The 18,500-nt window shown below is 64.0% G+C and carries 21 protein-coding genes and 1 pseudogene; 7 read left to right on the forward strand and 15 right to left on the reverse strand.

Annotated features, from left to right (window positions below):
- The first annotated feature begins 170 nt into the window (after nucleotides 1-170).
- Nucleotides 171-1,694 (forward strand): alanine/glycine:cation symporter family protein, encoded by a 1,524-nt coding sequence (locus ToN1_RS24205; RefSeq protein ID WP_169206990.1) that lies wholly within the window; start codon nucleotides 171-173, stop codon nucleotides 1,692-1,694.
- 192 nt (nucleotides 1,695-1,886) lie between these two features.
- Complete coding sequence (locus tag ToN1_RS24210) at nucleotides 1,887-3,086, forward strand: CaiB/BaiF CoA transferase family protein (RefSeq protein ID WP_169206991.1); 1,200 nt, start codon at nucleotides 1,887-1,889, stop codon at nucleotides 3,084-3,086.
- Nucleotides 3,087-3,543: 457 nt separating this feature from the next.
- On the opposite strand, the gene ToN1_RS24215 is transcribed toward ToN1_RS24210, so the two are convergent.
- From ToN1_RS24215 to ToN1_RS24875, 8 genes are all read right to left on the reverse strand, one after another.
- Nucleotides 3,544-4,155, reverse strand: coding sequence for a hypothetical protein (locus ToN1_RS24215; RefSeq protein WP_169206992.1), 612 nt, complete (start codon nucleotides 4,153-4,155; stop codon nucleotides 3,544-3,546).
- Complete coding sequence (locus ToN1_RS24220) at nucleotides 4,152-4,769, reverse strand: SCO family protein (RefSeq protein WP_169206993.1); 618 nt, start codon at nucleotides 4,767-4,769, stop codon at nucleotides 4,152-4,154. The genes ToN1_RS24215 and ToN1_RS24220 overlap by 4 nt, the downstream gene beginning before the upstream one ends.
- Nucleotides 4,770-4,788: 19 nt before the next feature.
- Nucleotides 4,789-5,400, reverse strand: a complete 612-nt coding sequence (locus ToN1_RS24225) for a c-type cytochrome (RefSeq protein ID WP_244860886.1) — start codon at nucleotides 5,398-5,400, stop codon at nucleotides 4,789-4,791.
- Complete coding sequence (locus ToN1_RS24230) at nucleotides 5,397-6,002, reverse strand: cbb3-type cytochrome c oxidase subunit II (protein WP_169206995.1); 606 nt, start codon at nucleotides 6,000-6,002, stop codon at nucleotides 5,397-5,399. Before ToN1_RS24230 ends, ToN1_RS24225 begins: the two co-directional genes overlap by 4 nt.
- 3 nt (nucleotides 6,003-6,005) lie before the next feature.
- Nucleotides 6,006-7,631: a cbb3-type cytochrome c oxidase subunit I gene (locus ToN1_RS24235; RefSeq protein ID WP_169206996.1), complete on the reverse strand. Its 1,626-nt coding sequence runs from the start codon at nucleotides 7,629-7,631 to the stop codon at nucleotides 6,006-6,008.
- A gap of 79 nt (nucleotides 7,632-7,710) precedes the next feature.
- The gene (locus ToN1_RS24865) at nucleotides 7,711-7,926 is read right to left on the reverse strand and encodes a hypothetical protein (protein ID WP_244860887.1); all 216 of its coding nucleotides are present in this window, start codon (nucleotides 7,924-7,926) and stop codon (nucleotides 7,711-7,713) included.
- Nucleotides 7,927-7,977: 51 nt separating this feature from the next.
- Nucleotides 7,978-8,208 (reverse strand): hypothetical protein, encoded by a 231-nt coding sequence (locus tag ToN1_RS24870; RefSeq protein ID WP_244860889.1) that lies wholly within the window; start codon nucleotides 8,206-8,208, stop codon nucleotides 7,978-7,980.
- 84 nt (nucleotides 8,209-8,292) lie between these two features.
- Nucleotides 8,293-8,508 (reverse strand): hypothetical protein, encoded by a 216-nt coding sequence (locus ToN1_RS24875; protein WP_244860890.1) that lies wholly within the window; start codon nucleotides 8,506-8,508, stop codon nucleotides 8,293-8,295.
- 163 nt (nucleotides 8,509-8,671) lie between these two features.
- On the opposite strand from ToN1_RS24875, the gene ToN1_RS24245 reads away from it, so the two are divergent.
- The 5 genes and pseudogenes from ToN1_RS24245 to ToN1_RS24265 form a co-directional block, all read left to right on the forward strand.
- On the forward strand, nucleotides 8,672-8,809 hold the full coding sequence (locus ToN1_RS24245) for a hypothetical protein (protein WP_169206944.1): 138 nt from the start codon (nucleotides 8,672-8,674) through the stop codon (nucleotides 8,807-8,809).
- Entirely contained in the window at nucleotides 8,806-9,531 is a 726-nt protein-coding gene (locus tag ToN1_RS24250) for a hypothetical protein (protein ID WP_169206997.1), read from the forward strand. Before ToN1_RS24245 ends, ToN1_RS24250 begins: the two co-directional genes overlap by 4 nt.
- A 3-nt stretch (nucleotides 9,532-9,534) precedes the next feature.
- Nucleotides 9,535-10,020: a hypothetical protein gene (locus ToN1_RS24255; protein WP_169206998.1), complete on the forward strand. Its 486-nt coding sequence runs from the start codon at nucleotides 9,535-9,537 to the stop codon at nucleotides 10,018-10,020.
- Nucleotides 10,017-10,388 (forward strand): hypothetical protein, encoded by a 372-nt coding sequence (locus ToN1_RS24260; protein WP_169206999.1) that lies wholly within the window; start codon nucleotides 10,017-10,019, stop codon nucleotides 10,386-10,388. Before ToN1_RS24255 ends, ToN1_RS24260 begins: the two co-directional genes overlap by 4 nt.
- Nucleotides 10,389-10,904: 516 nt before the next feature.
- Nucleotides 10,905-11,045 (forward strand): annotated as a pseudogene (locus tag ToN1_RS24265) (IS110 family transposase); the annotation flags it as partial.
- Nucleotides 11,046-11,224: 179 nt separating this feature from the next.
- Here the strand turns inward: ToN1_RS24265 and cobD are convergent.
- From cobD to ToN1_RS24300, 7 genes are all read right to left on the reverse strand, one after another.
- Nucleotides 11,225-12,262 (reverse strand): threonine-phosphate decarboxylase CobD, encoded by a 1,038-nt coding sequence (gene cobD, locus ToN1_RS24270; protein WP_244860892.1) that lies wholly within the window; start codon nucleotides 12,260-12,262, stop codon nucleotides 11,225-11,227.
- Between the two features lie 16 nt (nucleotides 12,263-12,278).
- Nucleotides 12,279-12,569, reverse strand: a complete 291-nt coding sequence (locus tag ToN1_RS24275) for a hypothetical protein (protein ID WP_169207000.1) — start codon at nucleotides 12,567-12,569, stop codon at nucleotides 12,279-12,281.
- 127 nt (nucleotides 12,570-12,696) lie between these two features.
- Nucleotides 12,697-13,863: an aminodeoxychorismate synthase component I gene (pabB, locus tag ToN1_RS24280; protein ID WP_169207001.1), complete on the reverse strand. Its 1,167-nt coding sequence runs from the start codon at nucleotides 13,861-13,863 to the stop codon at nucleotides 12,697-12,699.
- Between the two features lie 53 nt (nucleotides 13,864-13,916).
- Nucleotides 13,917-14,309: a dihydroneopterin aldolase gene (locus tag ToN1_RS24285; protein ID WP_169207002.1), complete on the reverse strand. Its 393-nt coding sequence runs from the start codon at nucleotides 14,307-14,309 to the stop codon at nucleotides 13,917-13,919.
- 176 nt (nucleotides 14,310-14,485) lie between these two features.
- Nucleotides 14,486-15,181, reverse strand: a complete 696-nt coding sequence (locus ToN1_RS24290) for a sarcosine oxidase subunit gamma (protein WP_244860894.1) — start codon at nucleotides 15,179-15,181, stop codon at nucleotides 14,486-14,488.
- Entirely contained in the window at nucleotides 15,174-18,203 is a 3,030-nt protein-coding gene (locus tag ToN1_RS24295) for a sarcosine oxidase subunit alpha family protein (protein WP_210147927.1), read from the reverse strand. The genes ToN1_RS24290 and ToN1_RS24295 overlap by 8 nt, the downstream gene beginning before the upstream one ends.
- A complete protein-coding gene (locus ToN1_RS24300) occupies nucleotides 18,200-18,499 on the reverse strand; it encodes a sarcosine oxidase subunit delta (RefSeq protein WP_169208894.1) in 300 nt (99 codons plus the stop codon). The genes ToN1_RS24295 and ToN1_RS24300 overlap by 4 nt, the downstream gene beginning before the upstream one ends.
- Between the last annotated feature and the right edge of the window lies 1 nt (nucleotide 18,500).

The following is an 18,500-nucleotide window of genomic DNA, read 5'->3' on the forward strand; positions in this document are numbered from 1 at the left end:
TGCAGTGGAACGTAATCGTAACACCAACACATCCAGTCAGACGGAGAATCCGTATAACCAATTGTTTCATCGATACTTTTTTTGCTGGCATTACCTTTGCTATCTGGCGGTGGCCGGCCCGGTTCGCAGCGGCGACCGATCGGCGTTCCACTCGCGAGGAGACCAAAACAATGACTGAAATCATCAACACGCTTAACGGCTACATCTGGAGCCCGGCGCTGATCTATCTGTGCCTGGGTGTCGGCCTTTATTTCTCCATCCGCACACGTTTCATGCAGGTACGCGGCTTCAAGGAGATGATCCGCCTGATGTTCGAGAGCAAGGGCTCCGACGCTGGCGTTTCGTCCTTTCAGGCCCTGACGATGTCGCTCTCGGGCCGCGTCGGCACCGGCAACATCGCGGGAGTCGCCACCGCAATCACCTTCGGCGGCCCCGGCGCGGTGTTCTGGATGTGGATGGTCGCTTTCCTCGGCGCCTCCACCGCATACGTGGAATCGACCCTGGGCCAGATCTACAAGGAAAAGGATGACCAGGGCCTCTATCGCGGCGGCCCGGCCTATTACATCGAGAAGGCGATGGGGCAGAAGTGGTACGCGTGGATCTTCGCCGTTTCCACCATCATCGCGACCGGCCTGCTGCTGCCCGGCGTCCAGGCCAACAGCATCGCCGCGGGCCTGAACAACGCCTGGGGCATCGACACCGCGGTCAGCGCCGCCGGCATCGCGATCCTGCTGGGCTTCATCATCTTCGGCGGCGTCAAGCGCATCGCGCAGTTCGCCGAGATCGTGGTCCCCTTCATGGCGCTCGCCTATATCCTGGTTGCGATGGTCATCGTCTTCCTGAACATCGACCAGTTGCCCTCGATGATCGCGCTGATCTTCAAGAGCGCCTTCGGTTTCGAGGCCGGCTTCGGCGCGGTACTCGGCATGGCAGTGCAATGGGGCGTGAAGCGCGGCGTGTATTCGAACGAAGCCGGCCAGGGCACGGGGCCGCATCCGGCCGCCGCGGCCGAAGTCTCGCACCCGGCCAAGCAGGGCTACGTGCAGGCGTTCTCGGTGTATATCGACACCCTGTTCGTGTGCTCGGCGACCGCCTTCATGCTGCTGTCGACGGGCATGTACAACGTCAAGGCGCCTGACGGCACGATGATCGTGAATGGACTGCCGGGTGTCGAAACCGGCCCCGCCTACACGCAGGCGGCCGTCGAGACCGTGATGCCGGGCTTCGGTTCGAGCTTCGTCGCACTGGCGCTGTTCTTCTTCGCCTTCACGACCATCGTGGCCTACTACTACATGGCCGAAACCAACATCGCCTACATCAACCGCAAGGTCCATCGTCCCTGGCTGTCATTCGTCCTCAAGCTGGGCATCATCGCGACCGTCACCTACGGCTGCGTGAATGGCGCGGGCGCGGCGTGGGACCTCGGCGACGTCGGCGTGGGCCTGATGGCGTGGCTGAACATCGTTGCGATCCTAATCGTGCAGAAACCGGCTCTCGTCGCGCTGAAGGATTATGAGACGCAAAAGGCCGCCGGCCTGGAACCGGTCTTCGATCCGGAAAAGCTCGGAATCCGCAATGCGGACCACTGGAAGCGCCCCGCCGGCAACGTCGCCGATGCGCGCCGGCCGCATGCGCAACCCGCGAACCATGTGCCTGTGGGTCTCGAAGTGAGTCCCGCCGCGGCGCGCGACTGAGCGCCCCACCCTCTCGTTCTCTCAACCCGTCGCAAAAGCGGGTACTTCCCCGGGGCCGCCGTCTGCGGCCCCGTTTTTTTGGCCATGCCGGCGCGGCGCCGATCATGTAACCGCCTCGCCAGGACAAGAATGGCGTTACCCTTCGGGCTCCCTGCCGCACGCACCGCGCCAACGAACGAGGAACACCCTGCAATGAGCTCCACCGCCAAACCCCTCGCCGGAATCAAGGTCGTCGAACTTGGTACGCTGATCGCCGGGCCCTTTGCGGCACGGATCCTCGGTGAATTCGGGGCGGAGGTGATCAAGATCGAATCGCCCGACGGCGGCGATCCGCTGCGCAAGTGGCGCAAGCTTTATGAAGGCACCTCGCTGTGGTGGTACCTGCAGTCGCGCAACAAGCAGTCGGTGACGGTGAACCTCAAGCAACCGGATGGCGTCGAGGTGGTTCGCAGGCTCGTCGCCGAGGCCGACATCGTGATCGAGAACTTCCGTCCGGGGGTGCTGGAAAAGCTGGGCTTGGGGTGGGAGTCGCTGTCGGCGATCAACCCCGGCCTCGTGATGCTGCGCCTGTCCGGCTTCGGGCAGACGGGCCCTCTGGCGCAACAGCCTGGCTTCGGCGCGATCGGCGAGTCCATGGGCGGGCTGCGCTACGTGACCGGCTTCCCGGACCGACCGCCGGTGAAGACCGGCATCTCGATCGGTGATTCGATCGCGGCACTGTGGGGGGCACTCGGCGCGCTGATGGCGCTACGCCACAAGGAGGTGAATGGCGGTCGCGGGCAGGTCGTGGACGTGGCGTTGTACGAAGCGGTGTTCGCGATGATGGAGTCGCTGGTACCGGAATTCGACGTGTTCGGTTTCGTGCGCGAACGCACCGGGAACATCATGCCGGGCATCACGCCGTCGAACACGCACACGACGCGCGACGGCAAGCACGTGGCGATCGGCGCCAACGGCGACGCGATCTTCCGCAGGCTGATGCTGGCGATGGACCGCGCCGATCTGGCCGACGATCGGACGCTGGCAGACAACGCCGGGCGCGACGCACGGCGGGACGAGATCTACGCACTGATCGACGCCTGGGTCGCGGAACACGACGAAGCCACCGTGCTGGCCGCACTCGCCGCCGCGGAGGTTCCCGCGTCGCGCATTTACTCGGTCGCCGATATGTTCGCTGACCCGCAATTCCTTGCGCGGGACATGCTGCAGTTGGTGACCCTGCCCGGCGGGCGCGATTGCCGCATGCCGGGCGTGGTGCCCAAGCTCTCGCTCACGCCCGGCGGCGCTGAAACGATCGGACCGGCGCTGGGCGAGCACACCGACAGCGTGCTTGGCGAGCTCGGTTACGACGCAACGGCCATCGCCGCACTACGCGCAGCCGGGGCGATCTGAGGCGCCCCGGCATTTGCGAAGCAGGCCACCGAGGGCGTACCGAAGAAGGCGAAAGATGAAGCCCTGAAAATCAGGGCTTTATCAGGTGCTCTAGCGGAGAGATCGGGACTCTCCGCAAAACTCCGCAAGCAACTGTTTTACAACCATTTTTCCGCAAGAAGCCCCACTTAACATGCCCATAAGTGGAACAGTTGATTGGTACAGCATTTCTATCGAAACACCTTACCCGTCAGCGAGGAAGGATCTCACGGCGTGCCGCCGTGCCAATTCGGGGCGAATTCGCGTGAGGACCTCCGGTCGGCATCGTGCAGGATGCGCCGGAGGAAGCCGGCTTCGACCGGATCGTGAGTATCGTGGGCTATCCGGACTTCGTGATCGTGCCGAAATTTGCGCGCTTGCCGAAGAGTTCGCGCGGGCGGTGGGCGAAGCGCTCAACAATCCTGGCGACTGAATTCCTCTACTGCACAGTGCTTCCCGTTGGGCAACCCTGAGTCGTTTCGGACGCGTCGCCTGCGAGCACTCCCCGCTTTGCGAGAAGCGCGATGAATGCGGTCGGCAGGGCGATCGCCAGGACGACGAGTCCCTGTCCGGCGATGATCTGCTGGTCTAGCAGATAGCCGTTGCACAGGCGCGTGCTCATGTCCTGATAGAGGAGTCCGACCACCGCGGTCATCCAGGCCCAGTTTCCGATGAAGAAGATCTGGACGACGATGCCGGCCGGGCGCCACGATAGTTGCAGCGCGCCGCCGGCCGCGAGTAGCGTCGCAATCTTGGCGATTTCCATCGGGGGCGACAACAGGGCCTGATCAAGAGCGCGCGGGATCATCCAGAAGGCCGATACCAGCAGGCACAACAGCAGGCCTGCGAGACCGTGCGCGTTGATGGTCGCGACCGCGGCGCGCACACGTGGTGGCAACGTCGAAGCGAATGCGGCGCCGGCGACGATCAGCAGCGGAAACTGCACGAGCATGTGACGCGCCATGTCGGCTTCGAGCCAGAGGCGCAGCGACGGCGCAGTGCCTGTTGCCAGGAGCGTCGCGCCGAGGAATGCATATCGGGGCGGCCTCATCGTGGTGCGACCTGCGCGCGGGCCAGCGCCGAGCGCAACGCGATGCGGGCCTCGCCGACGTCGTCGATGCGGATCAGTCGGCCGTCGGGCGCCAGCGTGTGGATCGCGGCGTTATGCACGAAGCCGCCCATACCGTCCGGCACGACGACGATGCCGAAGGCGTCGAGCAGCCGGCGCAGGGCCTGAGGGTCGGCGACCCTTTCGAAGCGCCAGACCAAGGCATCGGCGTGCACGCGGCTTGCGTAGCGCGCCAAGGCGTTCGCGTCGTCCGCGGGATCGAAGCTGATGCTGATGAGGCGTACGCGGTCCTGCAGGCCCCGCCTTTTGAGCTCCTGCTGCAGTTGCTGGAATTCCGTGCCGAGCACGCTGCACACCGTTTCGCAGCGCGTGTAGATGAAGTCGACGAGCGCAATGCGGCCGTCCCGCGCGAGATCGTCGTGCAGCGAGTGGGCGGTCGCGCCGGCAAGCATCGCATCCGGGATCTGTGGCGCGTGTTCGCGCACGGCGAGGCGGCGCGCGGCCTCGCTCGTGACGACCCGGAAGCCGGCGCTGACTTCCGAGAACGCCGCGAGGCCCGACAGCACGATCAGCGCGCAGGTGACGGCAGTACGCATGGCTCGTGCGCCCCCCCCCCTACTTCAGCGTCGCGAGTTCGGCGCCGCCGTTCCACGGGGCGCTGCGGTCGGCGGTGCGCTTGCGCTGCTCCGCGACCGATTCCGGCGTCACCGGCGCGCCCTGGTTGCCCCATTGGCTGCGGATGTGGCTCGCGACCGCCGCAATCTCCGCATCGTCCAGCTTGTCGCCGAAGGCCGGCATCACGCCGTCGTAGGTGTTGCCAGCGACTTCGATGCTGCCGTTGATCCCATGCAGCAGGATCTGGATCAGGACCTGTTCGCCGCCATTGACCCAGGCCGACCCCGCCAGCGGCGGGAAGACCTGGGGAATGCCGGTGCCTGTCGCCTGATGGCAAGCGGCGCAACTGGCGCCGAAGATCTGGCCGCCATCCACGGCCTTGGAAGGCACGGCCGCGAGCACTTCCACGTTGCGACGGTCGCCAAGGGCGGGACGGGTGGTGGGATGCGCCGTGTAGATGTAGTAGACGGCCCAAATCAGCAACAGGCCGATCAGGCCCAGCATCAGGCGAGGCACAGGGTTGAAGGATTCATGCGGATCGAGGTTTTCGCGCCGCTGGGGTTCGTCGTTGCGGGTCTTGGCGTGCATATCGGGTACGTGGCTGCGGATCATTTGGAGGCCGGGCCTGCGTCGGCGAGCGGCGCCAGCGCGGGGAAGGTCCGGTCGAGCGAGAGGAGATAGGCCACGAGGTCCTGCGCCTCCTGGGTGGCGACGACGACCCCGCCGGCCGGGGCGAACTGCGGCGGCAGTGCGACGACCTTGTCACCCGGCGCGGCCTCCTTCTTGATCTCGAACAGGAAGGGATAGGCCGGCATGATGCTGCCCGGCGTGTAGGCACGCGGCTGATAGAGGTGGCCGAGCTGCCAGTCCGCGCTCGGCTGGCGTGCCCCGATGTTGAGGAGATCCGGGCCGGTGCGCATCGTGCCGAGCAGATGCGGGCTGTCGTAGTAGTAGTCGCCCGCGACCGAGGGCCGACCCCAGCCGCGCTTGTCGTCCGGCGCCTGCGAGGGATCGCGCGGCTGCTGCGAATGGCAGTAGACGCAGCCTTGGCGGATGTACTCCTGGCGTCCGCGCAACTGCACCTCGGTATAGGGCTTCAGGCCCGGCGTCGGAGGTTCGTGCCGCAATTGCAGGTAGGGCAGCACCACCAGCGAGGCGGTGGCGATGGCGAGCGTCACCATCGCGCCCGAAATCAGTTTGACGTGGTTTTCCATGGTTCAGGCGGTCGGGGCAAGAGGACGGAGAATGGCGGCACCGCTGCGCTGCGGCCCGCGGGCCAGCGCCATCAGCAGGAAGTGGGCGGCGAAGGCAAGATGACCGAGCGTCATCAACGCGCCGCCGATCGAGCGCCCCTGCAGCCAGGGCAGCGTCACGCGCACCGATTCCATGAAGGGCTTGCTTGCATCGACCATCGCGAAGCCTTGCAGCAGCCCGGCGGTCGTCAGCGACACGAAATAGATCGCAAAGCCGATCGCTACAAGCCAGAAATGCACGGCGATGAGCTTCGGATACGGCCATTCGCGCGACAGGATGCGCGGCATCGCGAAGTAGATCGCGCCGAACATCACCAGCGTGACGAAACCGTACAGCCCGAGGTGCGCGTGCGCGACGGTGAAGTGCGTGAAGTGGGTGACGGTGTTGACGCTGCGCAGCGCTTCGAACGAACCCTGGATCGAGCTCACCGTGTACATCATCCCGCCCAGCACGACGAAGCGCAGCGTCGGCGAGTGCTTCAGGGCGGCGAAGTGCCCGCGCATCGTCAGGTGCTGGTTCAGCGAGAACGCGACGACGGGCACGATCATCATGATGCTCTGCACGATCGACAGCGTGACCAGCCATTCCGGAACGGGGCCGCCGACGAGATGGTGACCGCCGACCTGGCCATAGAAGAAGGCGAGACACCAGAAACCGATCAGCGACAGGTTGTAGGACTGGATCGGCCGGCCGATGACCTTGGGCAGGAAGTAATAGACGGCGGCGAGCGACAGCGGCGTGTAGAAAAGCCCGAGCACGTTGTGGCCGAACCACCAGTTCATCGTCGCCTGCTCGACGCCGAAATGCAGGTTGGGCAGTTTCGCAACAATGTAGAGCACGGGGAACCAGAAGAGCGCCGCGCCCATGTACCAGACGGACACGTAGAGGTGTTCGACCTTGCGCCGGCGCAGCGTGAACACCAGCGGCAGGCCGATCATCGCGCCGCCGACCGCGAACAGGATGCCCACCTGCCCCGGGATCTCCAGCCACTCCATGCCGTCGTTGAGGCCAACCGCGATGCAGCCGATGCCGATCGCGAGGCCGATGTTCCACAGAACTGCGCCCCATACCGCGAAGCGCGCGCCTTCCAGCCGGGTCTTTAGCAACCGCGGCATCATCCACAGTGCAACGCCGAGCGCTGCCATTGGCGCCCATCCGTAGGCGACCGCGTTCAGGTGGATCGTGCGGATGCGCCCGAAGCTGAGCCAGGCGTATTGCGTCAACCAGTCGGGCTCATGGAGCTTGATCGAGCTCGTCAGGCCAGCGAGCGAGGCCACCAGCAGCCAGAAGACCGCGAAACCCAGCAGCACGAAGGCCGGGCGCGCCGACGAGGCATCCGCCGCGAGGCGCGCCTGCAGCTCAGTGGCATCCGGTTCGCAGTGCGAAGCCGTCATCGCCCGCTGAAGGTCCCGTTGCTTCGCCGCTGTTGCGGCCGGCTCCTCGACCCGGCCGATCTCGCCAGATGAAAAGATGACCTTCGCCGCGGCGGCATGCGGGTCGAGAAGCCCCTTCCGCAGGGACCAGATGAAAAAGAACAAGCCTGTGACGGCAATGATGAACGACGAAAGCAACAGCAACGGGATGTCCATGACGAACAGTCACCTCTGTGGGGTCAGAATATTTTTTGAGAATTATGTTTGTGCAAAGATATGTTATTGCCCCGCCCCGTCAAAAGCAATATTTTTGATTCATCTTATGGACAAACCGCTCGCTCGTCCGGCCGATCGCCGACGCGGCGTGCTGCCCTCGGGGCACTTGGACCGTCAGGCCAGGGTCGAAGCGGGCGTTTTCGGCGACGCCCTCGAGCACATAACTACGCCGGTTGGCGAGCATGCGCGTGGCACCGACGCGATAGTCGAAGCTGTCGTGGGTGTGGCCGTGCATCCACGGCGCTGCACCGCTGCCCGTGACGAGGGCCTCGAGGTCGGAAACGAATCAGGCATTAAGGGGGGAACCGGCGAAGCGTTCGGCGATGCTGCTGCGAGCCGGCGCAAAACGGTTAACGACCACGGTGACGCCAGCGAACCGATCCGCAAGCCGGGCCTTCAGCGAGCTTGCATGGCGCTCGAACGGCGCCGCGCAATGCGACGGTCTGAAGACCTCTTTCGGGTCTTCATCGATCGCGATGCGGCTGAAGTCGCGGCTGAAGCGCACAGCTTCGTCCATGGCCTGCTCGCGCGACGCGCCTTCTCCCGCAAGACGCAAGTCCGTCCACTGCGTCACACTGAGGATGAGTACAGCGCCGAGGTGCTAGTCCTCACAGTCGAGCACGGTCACCTGGGTCTCGCGCGACAGTTCGTGCAGCAAGCGATTCGTCGTGCGGATGCTGGACCCGTAATACGCCTGATTGCCCGCCCCATTGATCGCCGGCTGCTTCAGCGCGGACGCCCACTCGATCGCTTCCCGCGGACGGGGATGTCTCCGGTCAAGATCGACAGGTCTGCGCCGCTGTCGGGAATCTCGCACGACGTCAACTCGAGATGAATGCCCGATACGATTTGCAGATTCACGCGCAACTCCTCGTTCTCCAACGTTCACGTCGATTGGAATGTCAGTCCAGGGAGACGGTAACGATCGCGCCGGTTGCTGCGTAAACTGACAGCAGGCTGGACTCGGCGACGGAGACCCCATGGAGCAATGGTTCGCGGCAATTCTGGGCGACGCGATCCTGGCCGGCGAAGCGCTGGATCGCGCGTGCGCGATGCCCTGTTTCGGTAACCAACTGGGCCCGAAGTACTATGCTGCTACTGGGAGGAGCGAGAAATGAAGTGCCCGAAGCAGTGGGGAAGTTTAAGTGTGCTGAATATTCAGCTTCTTCTGGGTGCCTTGTTGTTCTGCGTGGCTGGATGTGCGAGTTTGTCCGGCATTGAGGTTTCATCTTCGCCCACTGTCGCTGTCCTGATCAACCGGACATGGCTGGAGGATGACCCGCGCGGGTTCGCGTGGGAAGTGCGCAAAGAGGAGCGCGACACCGAGGAGCAGTTCGCTGCCTGCTTAAGGACTGCAGCCTCTTCGCAGGGTGTTTCTGTAAGGGTAATTACCGGTACCGAGTTTCGCGCGGCAGTTTTCCCTGATCTTGATCCTCGATCGGCACCCCGCAAGCTTGAGACGCTGCACGCACTGATTCCTGAACCAAGATTCCGGGAGCGCATCGAGGCTGCAAAAATCGACTACCTGGCAATAGTTGGAGGTGAAACCCGCACATCCGAAACGAAAGGAGGAGTCGGATGCGTGGGGGGCGGACCAGCTGCTCTGTGTCTTGGGCTCTTGTGGTGGGATCACGAATCACGCCTTTCTGCCTTGATTCTGGACCTAAGAAGAGGTGACGAGCAGCAAACCCAAGCATTCGATGCGGCTGGGCGGTCATGGTTCGCTCTATTTCAAGTGCTTCCTCTCGCGGCCCAATCATTGCATGAGGGAAGAGGTTGTGAGCGGTTCGGCCTCGCTGCCGCTAACGCGTTAGCGGAAATGCATCGAAAAGGGGACTAGACGTTGGAAGAATTCCAGAAGGAAGCGTGTGATATCGGCATTCGGCATCGAGGGGCCAATTCTATTCGCGGATGGAAGTTCAGATCATTGCTGATACTCGCGATAGCACTCGTCGTTCCAGCTTGTGGAAGCGATCAAAAAAAATTCGCGACGGTTGAAGCATTCCGTGATACGAAACGCCTTGAGACCGAACTCAACAAAGGACGTTCTACCAAGGAGGACGTAAAGCGAATCTTGGGCGAGCCGACGGGAACCGGAGCGGTCTTCATGGCTAGTGTGCAGGAAAGCCCACAGGAGATGTGGTTTTACCAGGATATCGAGCTGACGGACATTAAGGGATCTAAAGGGCAATTGGATCTAAAGGTACGACAGCAAGTTCTGCTAGTAATACTTCGTGATGGGTTTTTTGATGGGTTCATGTGGTTCTCGAATGACGAGACGGCAACAGGGTGGGTCAAGGACAGCTTACAAGGAAAGGTAGGGCGATGAAATCGAGCTCGATTTGTTCTGTGTTCTTGACCGCGTGCTTGATGGTAACAGGGCTTCAGGGCTGTGCCTCGCGGTTAGAAATTGGTGCACCGCCCCGGGTGGACCGCCTAGCTCAGCTTACACCGCGAATTTCGACAAAGAATGATGTGCTGCTCACGCTTGGCGAGCCTCGCGGTTATGGTGCTGCCCGCCTTGACCCCACTTTCAATCCACAGAGCGTTTGGCTTTATGAACACACCGTGGCCGAAGGCAAGGACATCAAGTTGACAATGCTCTTGATCTTTTTCGCTAACGACATCTATGACGGACATATGTGGTTCGCTGATTCAAGCAACCTGAAAGAGTATTCAGGGGGTAAGGCAGAATGAAGATGCGCAGTTCCTTCAGAGCAGGTCTGCTTGCCCTATCCCTAACGACTATGCTGCTTTCGGGTTGCGGAGAGATCAAGGTTCGCGCTGGAGCTCCAGTCGCCCCGTCATTGCTCGAGTCCAGCTTAGTCTTGGGACGCTCAACCGAGAAAGATGTCCGTGAGGTAATGGGCGAACCACTTGGCGTAGGACGGGAGTGGCTGCCATTTCATGCCCGGGCTCGGACCGTGTGGTCATACTATCTTGAAGAAAGCCAGGCATCTTTATCGGGCGTAGGAGATGCTCATCGTATTTTTCTCTGGGTATTTCTAGTCGATGGGCGCTACGACGGATTCCTGTGGGTTTCCAGTTTTCCATCAGATCACACGCCACCCACGGGGCATCAGTAGCGTACCTTTCACCCGATCCCCAACGGCATCAATTGAATCAATGGAATGGACGCCCCCACCCGAGTAGGCATCGATGTGCCAGAGTGGAAGCGCTGATCAACCACTCGAAACGAAGGAGGCGTCCAGCATGGAGATTACGACGATCGGAGTTGACCTGGCCAAGAGCGTATTCCAGGTGCACGGGGTCGATCGGTACGGCAAGACGGTCCTGCGCAAACAGCTCAAGCGCGACCAAGTCGCTAATTTCATGGCCAGACAGCGGCTTTGCCGCAGCGAAAGTCCGAATGTACGGCTGCAAGCTTGCCCTCTAACCATCATCACGTGAATGCTGGGCAAATCGGGGGCGTCCATGTACGCCCCGATGGCTTCACGGCACGCCCTCATGCGCGCCCCTCGCCGATGAGCACTTCGAGATCAGTTCTAGCCGTTCGCGAATGAGGCCACTGCTCAAATCACGTGATGCTGCGCCGAGGCGAGTACCGTCTCAAGCCTGCCCCATGAATCCTCGGAGGCAGGCAACCCGAAACGTATCAAGGCGCCATCGTCGAAATACCGGGTCAGGATGCCGGCTCGGGCGAGAAAATCATGAATCATGCTCGCTCGTGCAGGAGCGACCGTCGTGAACATAGGCGTCGCGCCTACCACGCCCATCGGCTCAAGCAATCGCGTCAGGCGCAACCCGGCGCTGCGCAAGCATGGGCGCATGTCGCGCTGCCACGCCAAATCCGACAATGCCATTTGAGCGACCTCGCGCGAGGGTCCTGCAATCCCCCACGGGCCGAGGCGTGATGCAATGCGGTGGCGCAACTCGGTTGAAGCAAAGAGAAACCCGACCCGCGCGCCCGCCAGACCGAAAAATTTGCCAAGGGAACGCAGGACGATAAGGTTCGGTGCAGCCTCAGACCCTGCAATCGGGGCAAGGCTCACTTCAGGGCTCACGTCGATGAAGGCCTCGTCGACAACGAGAACGCCATTCCGCGCCCGGAGCGATGCGGCCGTCTCGAGCAATTCGCCCCCTCCATAGCGATGACCGGTCGGATTGTTCGGATTGCACAGGACGATGTGTTGCGATCCGAAGGCCAACGCACCGCGCAGGTCGCCGGACGGGTGCAGACGGACAGCGTGTCCGTGTGCCCTCCATGCATGCGGGTGTTCATTGTAGAGGGGGGACAGGCAGACCACCGAACTACGCGGAAAGAAGGCGGGAAGCGTCTGTATCGCGGCTTGCGAGCCGGCCACCGCAAGCCCGTTCGAACTTCCGTAGTAGGCTGCGACCGCATCTTCAAGGCCGTCGTCCTCTTCCGGCAATCGTGCCCATGCGCGTGCGGAGAGCATGGGCACCGGCCAGCCGAAGGGACTTACCCCGGTTGACAAGTCGAGCCATTCTGAAAGTGGAATGCCATAGCGGACAGCCGCGGCCCGCAGCCTGCCTCCATGCTCCGGGGCTTTGTGACTCGGGCTCGGAATCATCTCTTCGATCTGCATGAGCGAATTGCCTTGCTCACAACGACGAGAAACAACGCGCGCCGTCAAGCTGACGGCTCAGCAGCGCCAGTCGAGCATGAATGCGCGGATCACTGATCCCCAGCGCAAGATCTGCACAGCGGTGCAGGTCCTCCGCGTCGAGCACGGCCCCGAAACTGACCGCGGCCTCCAGGCGCTTCAACGATAGCCGGCGGTGCCCCAAATCGAGACTGTGCCTCAGCAATGCCAGGACCGCGGCATTGCGTTGCGCCTCGTCCTGCGCGGCGCTGAAAGCCTGCTTCAGTTTCTTGGCTACATCCCTGGGCACAGTGTTCTCCTGGGGCTATTGCTGTCGTGAATAAAAAGGAAAGACGCCACACGCGAGGGAGCATAGGGGGGAGAGGGAGAACTGCCTTCGTGTGCTCGTCGGCGTCTTTCCATAAACCGGATTTACCTCATGTGCTGGAAACGAAGTCCTGCACCACCAGACATTTGGCGAGGACTTCGTCGTATTCGTTGCAGGCGATCGAATCGGCGGTGATGCCGCTGCCGACACCGTATTGGCCGGTGCCGGAAACGACATCCACGGCGAGCGTACGGATCGCGACGTTGAAAACCGCATCGCCGCCCGGGCGCAACATTCCGATTGCGCCGCAATAGATTCCGCGTGGCCCCGTTTCGAGTTCCGCGATGATCTTCATCGCTTCGATTTTCGGCGCGCCGGTGATCGATCCGCAGGGAAAGGTCGCCGCGAAGATCTCTTCCAGGCCGGTATCGGGCGCAATGTCGGCCGTCACGGTCGAGGTCATCTGCCATACCGTCGGATATTCCTCGACGGAGAACATCGATGGCACCGACACGGAATACGGCTGCGCGATTCGTGACAGGTCGTTGCGGATGAGATCGACGATCATCAGGTTCTCGGCCCGCTCCTTTTCCGCGGTCACGAGCGAATCCCGCAGCGCGCGGTCCAGCTCCTCCGACGCGCCGCGGCGGGCCGTGCCTTTCATCGGTTTGAAGGTCAGGCGCTGCTTCTCGCGGGAGAAGAACAATTCGGGCGAAACGCTCAGGATGCGGTGCCGACCCAGCTCGATACAGGCGCAATACCCTGTCGCCTGTCTCTCTCGCAGCCCCTCGTAAAGGCACTGCCAATCGCCGACGTAGTGTCCAGCCAGGCGCAGCGTGTGGTTGACCTGATACACATCGCCCGCGCGGATGTGCTCGAGGATCGTCGCGATATCCTGCTCGTATCGTGGGCGCCCGGCCGACAAGTCCCAGTCGAAGGCTGGCGTCGACGCCTGCGTTCGGGCATGCGCGCCGACCGGCGTGTCGAAGACGCCGAACCACACGAGCGGCAGTTCGGCCCGGCCCCGGAAACGAAACGCCGGGTCGAAGGCCGCACCGGCCTCATAGCAGACGAAACCCGCGACCCACTTCCCTTCTCGGGCAGCACGATCCGCACGGGCAACCGCCTCGCGGACCTGCGACACCTCGCAGGCTTCGATGGTCTCGGACGGCTGCTCGAAGACCAGCGGCCCTTCGTGCCCATCCAGGTTCGGAAAGTCGAAACGCACGCGCGTCACGGCTTCGTCACTCGGCACGGCATCTTCCCGGCGTCCCATGGTCGTTCTCAGGCGAACTCGATCAGGAGGTCTTTGGCATTTCGAAATGCGGATCAGGCCGCCTGCTGCAGCGGGATAGGAACCTGCGCCACGTATTCGTCGTACCTGCGTTCGATCATGACGCCGACGCGGCCGACGCCTTCGAGCACCCGGGGCTTATGCACGGACAGGCTTATCGAGCTCGGACGGAACTCGTCGAAGATCACACCGGCCAGCGAATCGGCGAGGTGTTCGAGCAACGCAAAACGGCGCTCGGCGAGGTACTTGCGCAGGCGCGCGACCAGCTCCGCATAGTCGATCGTGTCCTCGATTCGGTCGCTGCGCGCCGCGCGGCCACCGATGCCGAGGCGCAGGGTGATCGACACCGGCTGCGAACCGACCAGCTCATGCGGGTAGATACCGACCTGCGCGTCTGCGCAGATGTCGTCGATGAAGATCTGGTTCATGTTCGTTCCCGTTTGATGTTGCGAAAACCCAAGATAAATCAGCGACCGGACCTTGACATGCCGTCTTGCGACAGCCGCGAGCAATCCCGCGACGAGGCGTTTCGGCAGGCTTCACGTGAAAACGGAGTCGGTGGTGCTCACCGACTCCGTTTCCGCGTGCGCGCCGAGACGGACGTTCAGCCGTGCAGCACTGCCGCGCGCACCGGGCTACGCTCGCTGGTGCCGACGGGTTCGCCCGGCGCGACGCAGACCCCGAACTCCTCGGCCGCATCGAGGATCCAGGCGTACAGGTAGTCCGCGAAGCTGCGCCGGATCACCAGTTCCCAGCGCTCGTCGCCGACACGCCGGATCACCGCCGAAGCCTTCGCCAAGACGCTCGTGACACCCTTCCCCACCGGGAAGGCGCGCGGATGCACGTCGTAGGGCGTGCACTTCATCAAGAGCTCGCGCACGCCGGGACCGGCCAGTTCCAGCACCGTCTGCCCGCCGCTCGTGTTCATCACCGCGTAGTGGCCGGTGAGCTCGCGGCGCAGGGCGGCTTCCGCCTCGAACTCCAGACCGGCCGGCACGATCACCAGCCACTCGTCGGGCGACATCCACTGCAGGCTCACGCCGCGCGCCTCGTCGAGCGAGATCGGCCCCAGCTCGAGCGGCAGCGCGAGCCCCAGCGCACGCTCGACACCGCTGCGGAACGCCTCGTCGCCGGCGTTGCCGCGCAGCACGAGGTGGCCGAGGAAGGCCTTCTCCGACACGACCACGCGGGCGTCCTGCGGCGAGGCCGCCTGCACCACCGCGGGACGCACCCTCGCCAGCGGCGACTCCGACTTCACCGCGCCGCGCGGATTGAGTTCCATTTGTGCGTAATCAGACATGATGACGTGCTCCTTCTGCGTCATAGAAGACCGGGCTCACGACCTCGGCCGCATGCACCCGGCCGTCGGCCATCGGCAGATAAACGGTTTGACCCAGGCGCTGGCTGCCGCCCTTGACGACCGCGAGCGCGAACGAGTGGCCCAGCGTGGGACTGAAGTAACTGGAGGTGACGTGCCCGACCATCGGCATCGGGATCCTGATCTCCTTCTCCAGCACGATCTGCGCGCCTTCATCCAGCACGAGCTGCGGGTCGAGCGGCTTGAGGCCGACGAGCTGCTTGCGATCCTCGCGTTTCGTGTCCGGGCGCGTGAGCGCGCGCCGCCCGATCCATGAGAAGGGCTTCTTGTAGCCCACGCACCACTGCATCCCGAGGTCCTCCGGCGTCATCGAGCCGTCGGTCTCCTGGCCGACGATGATGAAGCCCTTCTCCGCGCGCAGCACGTGCATGGTCTCGGTGCCGTAGGGGGTCAGACCGTACTTCGCGCCCTTGTCGAAGAGCGCCTTCCACACGTGCACCGCGTGGTTGGCCTGCACGTTGATCTCGAACGACAGCTCGCCGGTGAAGGAGATGCGGAAGACGCGCGCCGGCACCCCTGCCACCGTACCGGCACGCCAGTCCATGAACTTGAAGTTGTCCTTGGAGAGGTCGATGTCGTCGGTGAGCTCGGCCAGCAGCTTGCGCGCGTTGGGGCCGTTGATCGCCATCGCCGCCCAGTGGTCGGTCACCGAGTTGAAGTACACCTCCAGCTCCGGCCACTCGGTCTGGTGCCACAGCTCCATCCAGTCGAGCACCGCGGCGGCGCCGCCGGTGGTGGTGGTCATGTGGAAGTGGTTCTCGGCGATGCAGGCGGTGACGCCGTCGTCCATCACCATGCCGTCGTCCTTGCACATGAGGCCGTAGCGGCACTTGCCGACGTCGAGCTTGGTCCACGCGTTAGTGTAGATGCGGTTGAGGAACTCGCGCGCGTCCTTGCCCTGGATCTCGATCTTGCCCAGCGTCGAGGCGTCGAGGATGCCGACGCCTTCGCGCACGGCGCGGCACTCGCGCTGCACCGCCTGGTGCATGGTCTCGTTGCCCTGCGGGAAGTACCACGGGCGCATCCACTGGCCCACTTCCTCGAACTTCGCACCATGCTCGACGTGCCAGGCGTGCAGCGCGGTGAACCGGCGCGGGTCGAAGAACTCGCGGCAGTGGCGGCCGGCGATGGCGCCGAAGGTGATCGGCGTGTAGTTCGGGCGGAACACCGTGGTGCCGGTCTGCGGGATGGTCTGCTTGAGGCAGCGCGCCGCGATGGCCATGCCGTTGATGTTGCCGAGCTTGCCCTGGTCGGTGCCGAAGCCCATGCCGGTGTAGCGCTTGACGTGCTCGATCGACTCGAAACCCTCACGCGTGGCGAGTTCGATGCCGGCCGCGGTGACGTCGTTCTGCGGATCGACGAACTGCTTCGGGGCGCGCATCGCGGGTTTCACGTGCGGCACCTGGTAGAGCGCCGCGGCCTTGCCTTCGCGCACCTTGGCGACCTTGGGCAGTGCGGGGGTTTCGATCTGGAAGCCGGTGCGCTGGGCGGCAGCCGTGCCGGCCGCGGCGCCGTCGGCGAGCGCGTCGCCGAGCGCACCCTTGCCGTGCACGCCGCCCACCGGGGTCATGCCGGGCACCTTGCCGGGCACGAAGCCGAGGAGATCGTCGCGCCACTCGGGGCGGGCGCCGGTGTGCGCCGCCAGATGCACGACCGGGCTGTAGCCGCCGGAACTGGCGAGGGTGTCGCACGACAGCGTCTCGACGCGGCCCGTGACGCGGAATGAACCGATGTCGATGCGGGCGACGAGCGCGCCGGAGACGCGCTTCTTGCCCTGCGCCTCGATCACCGCGCTGCCGGGGATGATGCGGATGTTGCGCGACCGCGCCTCGGTGACGAGGTCGCCGTCCGGGTGCTCGCGCGCATCGACGATCGCGACCACTTCGCGGCCGGCATCAATCCAGTCGAGCGCGGCGCGGTAGGCGTGGTCGTTCGCGGTCGACAGCACCAGACGGCGGCCCGGCGCGACGGCGTAGCGGCGGATGTAGGTCGACACGGCGCCCGCCACCATGCAGCCCGGCACGTCGTTGTTGGCGAAGACGAGCGGACGCTCGTGGGTCCCGGTGGCGAGGATCACTTCACCGGCGCGCACGCGGTGCATGCGCGCGCGCACCTGGCGGCGGCCGTTCACGCTCGGCGCGAGGTCGGCGAGGTGTTCGGTGCGGCGCTCGTGCAGGGTCACGAAGTTGTGATCGTGGTAGCCGTTGGCGGTGGTGCGCGGCAGGATCAGCACGTCGGGCAGGGTCGCCAGTTCCGCGAGCACGGAGGCGACCCAGGCGGAAGCCGGACGGCCGTCGATGAGCTCGCGCGAATCGAGGAGCGAGCCGCCCATCTCTTCCTGCTCGTCGCACAGGATCACGCGCGCGCCGGAACGGCCGGCTGCCAGCGCGGCCGCCAGACCCGCGGGACCGGCGCCGATCACCAGCACGTCGCAGTGACGGTTGATGTGGTCGTAGATGTCCGGATCCTTCTCCTTGGGCACGCGTCCGAGGCCCGCGGCCTTGCGGATGTACTTCTCGTACTTCGGCCACATCGAGGCGGGCGCCATGAAGGTCTTGTAGTAGAAGCCCGGCGGCATGAACTTGCCGCCCACGCTGCCGATCACGCCCATGAGATCGCGCTCGACGTTCGGCCAGCCGTTGGTGCTCGCGGCGACCAGCCCGCCGTAGAGCGCCTGTTGCGTGGCGCGCACGTTGGGCACCTGGCCGGCTTCGGTCGCGCCCAGTTGCATGATCGCATTCGGCTCCTCGGCGCCGGCGGCGACGATGCCGCGCGGGCGGGAGTACTTGAAACTGCGGCCCACGACATCGACGCCGTTGGCGAGCAGGGCCGAGGCGAGCGTGTCGCCGGCGAAGCCCTGGTAGTCGACGCCGTTGAAGGTGAAGCGCAGCGGGCGGCTGCGGTCGATGCGCCCGCCGGTGCCGAGACGATTCTGCTGGCTCATTTGGCCGCTCCTTTGTCAGCGGTGACCGAGGGCTTCTGGCCGACCTTGTAGGTTTCGAGGATCTGGTAGCTCACGGTGTCGCGCGTGACGTTGAAGAACTTGCGGCAACCGGCGGCGTGGTACCACAGCTCGTGGTGCAGGCCGCGCGGGTTCTTGCGGAAGAAGAGGTAGTTGCCCCAGTCCTCGTCGCTCGTCGCTTCCGGTTCCACCGGGCGGGCGATGTGGGCCTCGCCCTTGGGGCGGAATTCTTCTTCCTCGCGGGTTTCCGCGCAGTGCGGGCAGTAGATGTGCAGCATG

The sequence above is a fragment of the Aromatoleum petrolei genome (genome assembly GCF_017894385.1).
GTDB classification, from domain to species: domain Bacteria; phylum Pseudomonadota; class Gammaproteobacteria; order Burkholderiales; family Rhodocyclaceae; genus Aromatoleum; species Aromatoleum petrolei.